This is a genomic window from Richelia intracellularis HH01 (genome assembly GCF_000350105.1).
GTDB classification, from domain to species: Bacteria; Cyanobacteriota; Cyanobacteriia; order Cyanobacteriales; family Nostocaceae; genus Richelia; species Richelia intracellularis.
In genome coordinates this window covers 1-13,341 of record NZ_CAIY01000033.1, presented here as the reverse complement: position 1 = coordinate 13,341, position 13,341 = coordinate 1, and the positions used below count along the sequence as shown (strand labels likewise).

Below are 13,341 nucleotides of genomic sequence, written 5' to 3'. Positions count from 1 at the left end.
AAAGTTTATCTAAAAAAAGGGGCTGGCAAGCCCCCACCAATCAGTCAATATGATTCAACAATCTGGGTACTCCTAAATGAGAAGGAATAGTAACCAAAAGAAACTACTAATTTCAAATCTCTTCTTCATATTCTGGCTGTCTTTCCCTAATTTCTTTGGGGGGAATATTTACTGGTTGCGGTTTATCTTCCCAAGCATCACTTTCTAAATCATCATTGTGTTGATTATATTCTTCGGCAAATTCATTTGCATTTGTCATAAAAGGCTGAGAGTATTGTTTAGCTTTTCCTTTAGCACTGCTCCAATTATCTTCTTCTTCATAGGGGATTGGTTCAGTTTCATACTGTAGAGCTTTCATAACCTGAGGGTGGGGACGTTGTTCTTCATAGTAGTCTTCATCCCATTCTTGTCTTACTACAGGTTCAGGGTGACGGATTTTAACTTTGGGAGATTCCAGAGGTACACCACTAGGTAATTGGTTAGATGGTGCAACAGTACGGGGGGTATATATTCCTTCGTCTTCTCCTTCCCAAGGTGCTTTTCCTAATCCTAATCTCTCTAATAAACCGACGGTTAACTGGGTGACTCTCTCTTCCGCACCTTCAAATACAATCAATCTATTAGGGCCTGTACTGACAATCTCTTCAATAGATAATTCGTAAGTACTTAATAATTGATCTGGAATTTGTGGCAATCCAAAATAGGCAACAACAATGGAATCAATTTTGCCAGTTTTACCGTTGAATTTAAAGCTGCGCACTTTACCTAACACTTCCCCATTTTCGGTAATTACTTCCCAGTTAATGAGAGTGCTGTAACAGCTTACATTAATATCTTCAATTACTTCTTCGTCATCAACCAGAATTACATCGCCAATTTGATTGATTTTTTCCAGGTACATATACTGTGGGATAACAGATACAGAGATCAGGCTGTCTCGTAGGCTTAGAGCCACAACCTCTCGCTGATCTATATCTACCCAAACTTGATTAACAATGCCCAACCGTTTGCCATTGTTACGGGTAATTACCTGAGTATTTAAAATATCGGAACGCCTAGTAATTTGTTCAGAGGTCATTCTATACGGAGTCCTGATCTCGAATCCGGTTTATCAACACACACTATTATTAACAATAACTCAAGCAGAGTTAGAGTTTGTTTGCAATCTAATACCCAGAACTTGGGTATTAGTTCCCCGTGCTTGAGTCACACCAATTGTACGCTCGGCTGATTCTATCATCGGGCGACGCAAACTCACAACTATAAATTGTGCTTGTTGTGCTTGTTGTTTAATCATTTTAGCTAATCGTTCCACATTAGCCCCATCTAAAAACATATCTACTTCATCAAAAGCATAAAAAGGCGAAGGACGATATCTTTGCAGGGCAAAGATAAAACTTAGGGCTGTGAGGGATTTTTCTCCTCCGGACATCGAGACTAATCGCCTTACAGGTTTGCCTTTGGGATGGGCAACAAGGTTGAGTCCACCTCTAAAGGGATCTTCAGAGTTATCTAGTTGCAAGTAGCCATCCCCATCAGAAAGGATGGCAAAGATAGATTTAAAGTTTTCGTTAACAGCATCAAAAGCTTCTTTGAAGGCTCTTTGTCTTAAGGTTGTGAAGTTTTCAATTCTTAATAATAGCTCAGTGCGTTCCCCTTCCAAAGTTTCTAATTTTTCACTCAGTCCTTCTAGACGTTTTTGGGTGTGATCATATTGTTCTAATGCCAGCATATTCACTGGTTCCATTGTCTGAAGGCGTTTGGAGAGTACTCGTAATTCTTTTTGTAGGCTTTCCAAGTCTGCTTCATCTGGTACTTCTAGCAGATTTGAGGGTAATTCAGCAGTCAAAACAACCATTTGTTCTTGAACTACTGTCAGTTCTTCCTGAAATTTTTGTTGGCCTTCTTGCAGTTTCTGCAGTTCCCATTCCAATTTTTGTTGATTTAGCAAGTCTGCCCGTAATTTCCCCTCTATGCTATTACGGATTTTCTTATCTTTTTCTAAACCTCTTTCAAATTCTTTTATTTGAGTCTGGTTTTGGACTATTTCCCCACTCAGAATAAAGATTCTGTGATGAATATGCTTAATTTGTTCTTGGCGTTTTATTTGTTCCTGTTGATATTCACCAACACGTTCTTGGGCAGATTGAATTTTCCCTTGGAGGCTTTGCTTATGCAATTCGAAGTTATTCAAATTGTTTTCAGCTTCCCGCAATTTCTCATCTATTATTTGCAAATTCTGCTCTTGATTTTTGATTTTACCTTGGATCTTTTGCCACTTTTGTGAGGTTTGGGATCCTTCCAAATCTGCTAAGGTTTGTCTTATTTGTTGTAATTGTTTCTCCCCCCCTGATAATTCCTGAGATAGCACTTCTAAGCGAGCTTTGGCATAAGCAAGTTTTTCTTGATTTTGTATAAATTGTGATCGTGCTGCTTCTAATTGTCTAGTTAAAGTTTTTATTTCTTTACCAATTTGCTCACACTGCAATTTCTGCTCTCTGTAATTTTGACTCGTTTCTGCTAATTGTTGCGATAGTTCTTTCAATTTTTGGGATAAATTACTGATAGTTTGATTACAGCAAATTAGAATTTCTTCAATATGATTTAGACGAGTTTTTAAAGCAGTTACCTCTTTAGATTCTGCTGTTTCCGTCCTACCAAATCTCAAAGAAGAACGATGACCAACATAGCCACCAGTTATAGCACCGCTAGTTTCCAATAATTCCCCTTCTAATGTAACAATACGATATTTTCCTAAATTTTGCCTAGCCAGTTGAAGAGTGGAAAAGATTACAGTATTACCAAATACATACGAAAATATCCTAATATAGCAATGATCGCATTCTACAAGATTAACAGCATAATCAATAAAGCCATTAGAATCTTCCAAGGATGGGGATAATGATAAACTGGAAGGACTGATTTTATTTAACGGTAAAAAAGTTGCCCTTCCTGCTTGTTTCTGATTTAACAGCCGAATTCCATTAGCAGCAACAGAATCATCTTCCACTACAATATGCCCTAAACGACCACCAGCAGCGATTTCTAATGCTAATTGATACGTGGGGTTAACCCTGCCCAATTGTGCTACCAAACCACAAATTCCAGGTATTCCTGATTGCAATATAATCTTACTAGCATATTTACCCTGTAATTCCTGATGTGCCTGCCTCTGGGCCTCCAGCTTGTCTAATAGACGTTGTTTTTCACGTTGCTCTTGGTACAGTCGCTTTTGAGTATCTTGTTGAGTTTGCAGTTCCTTTTCTATTACTGCCACATTATGGGCTAAATCATCGATGGGATTACTATGATTATCCAGCTTCACTTGCAGAAGTTTATACTCCCCTTTTTTTCCTCTAATTCTGTCTCCCAAATAGTGATCTGTTGCGTTTGTTCCTCAACTTGTTGCAGCAATTGAAGATGACGTTCCATTAACTGTGCTTTTTCTGTGCGTTGGGGTTCTAAAATTTGTAGTAAATTTTCAATCTGTCGGTTTAATGCTGTTTGCTGCTGTATCCAATTTTCAGAATTGGAAGCAGTTTCCATGGCTACCGCCCGGGAAATTTCTAAATTTTGCTGTGCTACTTCCCGTTCATTTTTTTTGCTGCAATAATTACAATTTGCTGAGTTAATCGTTCAGTGAATTGCTCTAGAGACTGCTGATTCTGGATAATTTCCTCTTGGGTTTGTTGTAACTTGTGAGTGATATCCTGGGAAACTGCTTCTATTTCACTTTGTTGGCATTGTAATTGTTTCCTTTCTGCCTCTTGATTTGCTAGAGTCGATTGAGTTACTAGAAGTTTTTCCTCTCCCAATGCCTTTACATTAATATTAAGCTTCTCTAACTCCCGACTTTCATGAGCAATTTTGGTATTTAAATTTGTAAGTTGTAACGTTAATTTATCATAGTTACAATCGCAAACTTGTATCTGTGTGAATAACCTGTCCTGATGAGTTTTCAAGGAACGCCATGATAGAACACTTTCCCACTTCTGCTTCTCTAAAAACTCTAAACGTAACCTTTGATACTTTTCCGCCTTTATTTTATCTTGAAACAGACAGTCACATTGGATGGTCAATTCCCTTTCAATAATCCTGCAATTATCCTCCTTATCTTTCACATCTTCTAAGGTTTTCCTTGCCTGATTAATTTTTCGATCAAATGCTGCCACCCCTGCTAATTCATCAATTATTTCCCTTCTTTCATTAGCATTCATGGAGATAATACTGGTAACATCTCCCTGTAGAACAATATTATACCCCTCAGGATAAATATGTAAGTCGGCTAAATCCTGATGCAGTTCTGTCAGGGTGGAAGAAATACCATTAATGTAGTAATTGGATGTATAAGTTCCCTGGGGGTTAACCCGTAACCTTCGAGTTACACTCCATTCCCCATCTTTTTGTACCTGAATCTTCTCACTACGAATTTTTTCATTTTTGGTTTCCTTACTATTGTCTATTTCTCCCGCAATTCTCACTAAATTAGGATTATTTTCTGCTTCCTCCACTGTGGATATTTTGGGTGATTTATCCAAACTGCTTGTAACATAATCAGATAGATCAAACGTAACCGTTACGCTCATTTCGACTGCTGAACGAGGTTTTCCACTTTGGTTAGTATTTACCAAATCCGGGAGCCTATCCGCCCGCATTCCCTTAGAACTAGCTAAACCCAAACAGAATAATAGTGAATCGAGAAGATTCGACTTTCCCGAACCATTAGGTCCAGAAATCACGGTAAATCCTTCGAGAAGAGGAACTCTACTTGTGCCACTAAAAGATTTGAAGTTAGTTAGTTCTACACTTTTTACATGCACCATAGGCGCCTTCCGACTAGGTTTTTATAGTTAAAATGTACGATATGAAAGGTAATTAGGGGTTAAAGGACTTTAAATTTACTTAATTTAATTTAAAAGAAGTATAGGGGTTTCATAGACATGGGGGACAAGTTTTTCTGAGACTATTATATAAGCCTTATTTAGGGGGATGATGGAAGTCTTACCTCAATCAATAAGTATTTGAAGTAAAAAAATCCTAACCACATCATTAATTATCTGATCTTATACTGGAGAAAATTTCTACGTTCTATAATGAATAATATATTGAGTAATTTCCGGAAAGCAAAAACTAATTTGACCAATATCATTATAGTGATTCATGGATAGATTTGGGTTTTTTATTCAAGACACTCCAACACAAATCAAGTGAACATCTTCAAATGGATAAATAAATAGGTAAGGAACAACATTTATATAATGGTTAAAAACACCATTATATTATCATCCTAGATCTTGCAAAAATATCATGCAAATTACCTTAAAATGATGGGTTTGAATTAGTTTGTTTTTTTCCCTGTAATATACCCAATTTAATATTTTTAGTTAGATAAAGTAAAATTAGGTCATTGTAATTGAGGAGAGGAAGGATATCTGTAACGTGACCTATTTAATAGTCATAGACGTTTTAGGTTAGAAGTATAACCGCTGAGAATTAAGTATATCAACTATAGGTATAGACTATTTAAAAAACATGGGTTTCAGTCTAAGGTTATAACTTTGCAGTCATAACCTTAGCCTTATTGAACAGTTAGCAAATAGTCAATAAGGCTTTTTTCAAATATTCTTGTTTTTATAGAATAGCTATAATTAACAAGAGATTCGGGATAGGCTTCTATCTGCCTAACTATGCCAAGTTCTTAACACAATTAATTTGATTATTGTTATTCTCATAATTATTATAATTTATCTCCACATTATTTGTTATTTTTGTCTTTTAAAGACTGTAGTGATATTTATTAACCAAATTAAACTTAGCTAAAAAATGTCAAGCATACCTACATATAGTAAAATCTCTATGAATTTTAAACTTAGGGTTTCAAATCCTAACTATTTTTGAGTGAGCTTTTCCAGCTATAGAGTTTAGACTGAACTCTATACAGCTACTTTATTAAAAGTGAGTTTAACCTATTATAATAAAACTATTAAACAAAAATTTACCCTAAAAATCTAAAAAGCTCTACGGATGATCATTTCTTTACTTTACTCCGTTTGTGCTGCTATCATCAGCTACTATATTCTTGACTGCTTAGAGATTATTATATTATCTGAATATGAAGCTGAAGTTAAGTATGTCAATATGCCATTTTTCATGTAATTTGGTTATTTTTCCACAATGTTCAGGTTAAAAGCCTGATATAATCCCCTGACAACTAATTAGTTACTTGTCAGGGGAAATAATGACAAAATGGCAGGAAATCACTGGTGGAGTTACAGCACCCAAAGGGTATCAGGCTTCAGGAGTTAGTGTTGGATTTAAACGTTCTGGGCGGCCTGATTTAGCATTAATCTTGTCTGATGTAGAAGCAATTGCAGCTGGTGTATTTACTAATAGTCAAATGAGATCAGTCTCTATTGACTATTCTCGTCAGCGTTTACGGATAAAACACAGCGCGAGGGCAATTCTATGTAATTCGGGACAGGCTAATACAGGAACAGGAAAACAAGGGATTCTGGATGCAGAGGAGAGCGCCCAATTACTAGCAAAAGAACTAGGTATTGATATAGAACTAATTCTATTAGCTTCTACAGGGGTTATTGGGCAAAGAATTAATATGGGGGCAATGCGTAGTGGTATTAATTATTTAGTAGCAGAATTGTCCAAGGACGGATCTGATGCTGCATCCCAAGCTATTATCACCACAGACTTAGTGAAAAAATCCATTGCCTTAGAAATGATGATTGATGATCGACCAGTACGAATAGGTGGAATTGCCAAGGGTTCGGGAATGATTCACCCTAATATGGCAACTATGTTAGCCTTTATAACTACAGATGCTGCAATTTCCCCTCATTTGTGGCAAGAAATGTTAATTAGGTCAGCTAATAGGAGTTTTAATTCTATTACTGTCGATGGGGATACTAGTCCAAATGACTGTTTAATTGGTTTGGCAAATGGACAATCCCGCACACATGCAATTACTGAAAAGGGTAAAGATGCAGACAAATTAGAGGAGATGTTGACTGCTGTATGTCAGCATTTAGCCAAAGCAATCGCTCGTGATGGTGAAGGTGCTACTTGTTTAATAGAAGTACAAGTAACTGGGGCTGTAAACGAAAAATCAGCTTGCCAGGTAGCTAAAACTATTGTTGGTTCTTCTTTAGTTAAGGCCGCTATTTTCGGTAGAGATCCTAACTGGGGAAGAATTGCCGCTGCTGCTGGTAGAGCCGGAGTCCAATTTGACCAAGATCTTCTACGTATTCAATTAGGAGATTTTTTAATCATGGAAAACGGGCAGCCCCTGGAATTTGACCGTATGGCAGCTATTGCATATTTAGGACAAGCATCACAAGGCGCTTATTTACAAGGAGACATCGTGTTAATTCAGGTAAGTATTGGTCATGGTTGCGGTAAAAGTGTGGCTTGGGGGTGTGACTTAAGTTATGACTATATCAAGATTAATTCTAATTATACTACTTGATTAAGTAACTCCTGATGCAATTATGAGAGCACAATAGTGCTCAGGGGAATTAATTTACATAACGATATGAAATTCTCTTAATGCAAATTCTAAACAACCAATTTATGAATATATAGTTAAAGATACCAAGTGCTAACTGCTTCATAATATCTATAACACTATCTAAAATTAATTATATCTTTATTCGAGGGTCGAAAATATTAAATAGCAAAGGAGTCGCTTAAAAATATATTGTTTAATAATCCTTTATTTGCTACTATGAATTTTAACTAAACTATATTCATGACAGTTAGTACACCTATAATTTAATTGTCCCGGTTTTAAGTCTTCTTTCGGAATTTCATCATGTGAATACAATTTCATGTATTTTGGACATTTGTAGTAATTATTACTAGGGTATGTTGGCAGGCATAAATTGGTGGTGTGTAAAAAATAATATATTGTTAGTTAACTTTAATTTCTTCATATGTGTCGCTTATTAACATATTTTGGCATGCCTGCTGTTTTAGAAGACTTACTATATGAACCAGAACATTCCCTAATTATACAAAGTTATAAACCAAAAGAAATGATTTCGGGAACAGTCAATGCTGATGGCTTTGGCATTGGTTGGTATCATCCGCAAAAAGATGTAAAACCATTCACCTATAAAAGTACTCTTCCTATTTGGAACGATGTTAATCTCCCAAGCCTTAGCCGCTATATAGAGTCAGGGTGTATACTGTCTTATGTACGTAGTGCAACTCCTCAGCAACCACTGGATTTGAGTAATTGTCAACCCTTCACTTATGGTAATTTATTATTTACTCACAATGGAAGAATTGACAAATTTCATAAAACACTATGCAGGCCTATTCGTAATATTTTAAGCGATAAAATATATGGAATTATAAGCGGTAATACTGATTCAGAACATATATTTGCCCTAATATTAAATAATTGTCAGAAATACCCAAAGAAAACATTAGAGCAATCCTTATATACTACTTTACTCGAACTGCAAGAACTAGCAGAAAGTTATCAAACTAACGTTTATGCTAATGTCACCATTAGTGATGGTAAACGCTTAGTTGCAGCCCGATTTGCAACAAAACCTCCAGCTCCTTCCCTCTACTGGCTACAGGATAAAAGCAAAGATACAAATCCTATTATCATTGCTTCTGAACCATTATTTTCAGGTAATTGGACAAATTTTCCAGAAAATAGCATTATCAATGCTGGAGAAGATGGTTATATTAACATTCAGCAAATCTAAGTAAAAAACACCACCTTCAAAAATGTCTCTAGTTGAAGAATTTAAGGCTTGTCGTCACAAAACTCTACAAATTTTCAAGGATATCGACAGGGAAACCCTTTGTTATCAAGCCGACCCTAATTTTAGTCCAGTGGGTTGGCATCTAGGACATATTGCTTATATAGAATCTCTTTGGTTGCTAGAAAGTAGTGGGGGTTTACCTTGTTTATTCCCTCATTACCGTCAGTTATTTGCAGCAGATAGTTTACCCAAAAGTCAGCGGTGTAATCTGCCAGACTTAGGGGAAATTTATAATTACCTAGAAGTCGTTAGGAAACAAGTGTTTCAATATTTGGAAACAGTTAATTTAAAGTCAGATATCAAGTTATGCTACTTTATTATCCAGCATGAAAGCCAGCATTATGAAACCATATGCTCAGTTTTAGAAATCATTAAACAACAAAAAAATTATCAGCCTCAGTTAACCTCTGGTAATTATTCTTCACTTAATAATGAATTAGTAGAAATAGCTGCTAGTAAATTTCTTATGGGTAATAACTCCACCTATGCAATGGATAATGAATCACCCACGATTACTATACATCTAGACACTTACTGGATTGATAAATACCCAGTTACCTGTAGCCAATATCGTAAATTCATTGAGTTTGGTGGGTATAACAATCCCAAATACTGGAGCAAATCAGGTTGGCAATGGCGACAAAAAATAAATATTCAACAACCCCTATATTGGCAAAATAATATTGCCTTAAACAATCATCCAGTAAGTGGTGTTAGTTATTACGAAGCTCAAGCATACGCTTGCTTTATTGGTAAACGACTCCCCACAGAAGCTGAATGGGAAAAAGCAGCGAGTTGGAATATAGAAAACAACTCATGTCAGATATATCTTTGGGGAGATCAAGAAAATACCCGTTATTACAACTATAATAACCACATAGGTACAACAACGGTAGTAGATAGTTACCCCTTAGGACAAAGTGCCTATGGATTATTTGATACTCTTGGTAATGTTTGGGAATGGACTGATTCCTGGTTCTGTAGTTATAAGGGATTTAAATATCATCCTTCTAAAGAATATTCTCAAGTTTACTTTAACAACCAATACCATGTTTTGAAAGGTGGTAGTTGGGCAAGTACTCACTGGATATTACGTCCTAGTTTCCGCAACTGGTACCATCCAGAAACCAGGCAGGTTAGGATCGGTTTTCGCTGCGCTGTAAGTTAATTGGAGTTTACAACTGGTATTTATTATTTCAAGGAAAAAATCACAAAATACCAGAGCTCACAATCTAGATATAAGTAATTAGAGTATTTTAAGATGGCCTTTCCTTTATATTGTTTGTGATGTTTTATTGACTTATCACTAAACCAAAATTACTCAATAAGTATTACTAATTAATAATTGCTTTATAAGCAGCAACTCAAAATAATTTACTTGGATTTATTCTAAAATATGCAAAAAATATTTCCGGAATTTTAACTAATTAATTCAGTATAATAATTTTTGTACAATCACTTCATGACAATATATACTAAATTCTATACTCTTCTGAGTAATAACTCACATTCCTAGACTAATTGCTAACATGCTATAAACTTATCAAAAGTAAACTATAAGATATATATCGCCTTTTATAAAATATAGGTAATGGTGTTTATTAAAACTTTAAAAATGCTTGGATAATCTAATGAAATGAATTTACTCACCTGTTACATAAAAAGTTTCTCGTACTTAAGAGAAATATATAAACGGATATTTACTATTTAGGTTTTTTATTGGGACTTCCTAATTTGCTGGAGAAATTATTTATTTTAAAAATACTCCTCCAGTTTAACTACTGCAAATAAGACTATTCAAATCAATCCTAAAAATTAACTGCAGTAAATAGTTTTGGCTATTTCACATTCTTACCAACATCAAAACCCACATATTATCCTATTGTAGATTACACTTTTTAATATTTTGAATTTCGATGGATCCCTCATCAGAGGTATTATTACAACTCTCAATTTCTATCCAAATCTAACTACTAAGAATATGATTGATTATCTGGTTAATATCATTTTTGCATCAATGATGGAAGTTTTGCTCTAGTTTACTAAATTAAGGCACTATTGTAGGTCCAAACTATTACTAATTTTTTGCTTCTCATGTTATTGATAGAATAACGATAATGGCAAGTTTAAAAACCCTTTAAAGGAGTATATAATCAACTGACATGGGATGATAAACATCAAGTAAGCAAAAGAGCAAAGAAGTACATAAAGTAGTATTTCTTTTTGGGGCTAGATAGAAATATAAATAATTATATGGAAAAATATCATCATAGTATAGAGCCCATACATCAAGGTAAAGGAAGAGAAGTAATATATAGATGAGATATATTTTGATCATCCTAATAGTGAAAAGATTTCCAGCGCCAAGGAAGCTTATGATTATGTAAATACATACTGAAGTTTTTATTCAACAGTATTAATATCAAATATTTAATAATATAGATAATTATGGAGGCTAAAGTTCAGCAACTCAACAATTAGGAGTAAAAATCAACATAATTTAAAACCGAAAGCATAATACTAAGACTATTAGCATACAGAACAAGTCCAAAAGTACTTTCCAGTATGGCCCGCTAACAGAATAACTAGCTAGCTTATCGCCAAATAATACAGGTAGCAGCATATATGGCTGGCCAAATTATATCTATCTATATCTTACTAATGTTTAATTTGCATGGTGTAGTCATTCATATAAACTACTTGTTTTTCGGGAAAAAAGTCTGAACAGTTTCAATTTGACTAGAGAAGTAAGCCAATTGCTGGCTAACAAATCTACGCTTTCAGTTGTGGAGCTTGACACAAATTAATTAAACTAATTCAATACTTATTATCTCAAAGTAAATTTAAAGAAATAATTGCTGAAAGTGGAGGTAATAATACCCTCACAGGTTTTTTTATCTCTATTCAATCTCTTATAACTTTAGATATTTTCTAATTTGTATCTTAATTCATATTCTAAGAAAAATTACTTATTCCTAATTAAGAACCCAAAACACCAAGTATGATAGAACTCCTGATTACCGCACTTACCATTATTTTGGGTTCTGCAACTTGTGCTATGGCAGAAACGGCTCTGTTTTCTGTTCCCAGAATTAAAGTACAACAATTAGCACAATCAAAAAAACCAGGAGCAGAAGCACTACTGGCAATTCGTAAAAATATGAATCGGCCAATCGCTACTATTGTAATTCTTAATAATATTTTTAATATAGTTGGTGCTGCTGTAATTGGTATTCTTGCCGATAAGGTTTTAGGGCAAGCATGGGTGGGTGTTGTCACGGGAATTATGACATTGTTAATTATTATTTTTGGTGAGATAGTTCCTAAAACTATTGGGGAACGTTATGCTCAAACTATTGCTGTGATTTTCGCTTTACCAGTCCGCTTTCTAACAGTGGTGTTTATTCCTTTGGTATGGCTAGTAGAAAAAATTACACTCCCTTTTACGCGAAGTAAGAAAATACCCACCACTAATGAGGCAGAAATCCGCTTCCTTGCTACCATTGGTTATCAAGAAGGGGTAATTGAAGATGATGAAGCTGAGATGATTCACCGAGTATTTCAGTTAAATGACTTAACTGCTGCCGATGTTATGTCTCCACGAATAACTATTACTTATCTTCATGGTGATTGTACTTTAGGAACAGTTGAACAAAGTATTATTTCTTCTCAACACAGTAGGATTTTAGTGGTTAAGGATTCTTTAGAACAAGTACTTGGTCTAGCACTTAAGCATGAATTGCTCACCGCTCTAATTCAAGGTAAATATGAACAACAAGTTGCTACTTTGATTCGTCCTGTGCATTTTGTACCAGAGATGGTACGTTTGGATAAACTACTCAAGAATTTTCAAGATACTCATGAACATTTGGTAGTGGTATTAGATGAGTATGGGAATATATCTGGTGTTGTTACTTTGGAAGATGTGTTAGAGGTGTTGACCGGTGAAATTGTCGATGAAACAGATAGAATTATTGACTTACAAGAGATAGCACGTAAACGCCGAGAGAATATGCTTAAATCTAGGGGTTTATACGATGTCTTGCATAAGTAATAACTAGTTTAGCATTAACAACTTGACCTTTTTATAATAAGTAAATTGCAGGATAAGTATACTGTATCTGCATAGGTTAAATTTTTCACTCCATTTAAGTTTAGCTAGTGAATTTACAAACTAAGAATATTAAGTTATCGATAATATTATTCTTATTTGGTAACATAACATAAAATGGTGCGAAAATTATAGCATTAAAAGTACAATTAATAACCATAACGGATAATAATAACCTGAAATCATACATTTAATGCAATATCGACTTTACTATTTCAATGATCAGATATAAAAGTAAGTATGAAAACACTTACTTTTATATCTGATCATTGAAAACTTTAATTCAAGAATTACGAATAGACTTTAGTCGTATGATTATGAATAACTAATAACATGGAGATTATTATCTTAATATTAGTTAACCATCTACAGCAAGAAAAAAATATGGTACATCTTAGCTTAAAATATAGGGTTAATCTTAATATTTATTAAATT

Annotated in this window: 5 protein-coding genes and 1 pseudogene; 4 read left to right on the top strand and 2 right to left on the bottom strand. The window is 34.6% G+C overall.

Going from position 1 to position 13,341, the window contains the following annotated elements; genetic code table 11:
* Positions 1–112 precede the first annotated feature (112 nt).
* Positions 113–1,078, bottom strand: a complete 966-nt coding sequence (locus RINTHH_RS03915; RefSeq protein ID WP_008233161.1) for a PRC-barrel domain-containing protein — start codon at positions 1,076–1,078, stop codon at positions 113–115.
* A gap of 60 nt (positions 1,079–1,138) precedes the next feature.
* A pseudogene (smc, locus tag RINTHH_RS03910) lies at positions 1,139–4,823 on the bottom strand (chromosome segregation protein SMC).
* Between the two features lie 1,415 nt (positions 4,824–6,238).
* Between smc and argJ the strand changes: the two are divergent.
* The 4 genes from argJ to RINTHH_RS03890 all read left to right on the top strand — a co-directional run bounded on the left by argJ (position 6,239) and on the right by RINTHH_RS03890 (position 12,849).
* Positions 6,239–7,480, top strand: a complete 1,242-nt coding sequence (argJ, locus tag RINTHH_RS03905; protein ID WP_008233155.1) for a bifunctional ornithine acetyltransferase/N-acetylglutamate synthase — start codon at positions 6,239–6,241, stop codon at positions 7,478–7,480.
* Positions 7,481–7,946: 466 nt separating this feature from the next.
* Complete coding sequence (egtC, locus tag RINTHH_RS03900; RefSeq protein WP_008233154.1) at positions 7,947–8,735, top strand: ergothioneine biosynthesis protein EgtC; 789 nt, start codon at positions 7,947–7,949, stop codon at positions 8,733–8,735.
* Positions 8,736–8,757: 22 nt separating this feature from the next.
* Entirely contained in the window at positions 8,758–9,963 is a 1,206-nt protein-coding gene (locus RINTHH_RS03895; protein ID WP_008233152.1) for an SUMF1/EgtB/PvdO family nonheme iron enzyme, read from the top strand.
* Between the two features lie 1,833 nt (positions 9,964–11,796).
* Positions 11,797–12,849 (top strand): hemolysin family protein, encoded by a 1,053-nt coding sequence (locus tag RINTHH_RS03890; protein ID WP_044304582.1) that lies wholly within the window; start codon positions 11,797–11,799, stop codon positions 12,847–12,849.
* The last annotated feature ends 492 nt before the right edge of the window (positions 12,850–13,341 follow it).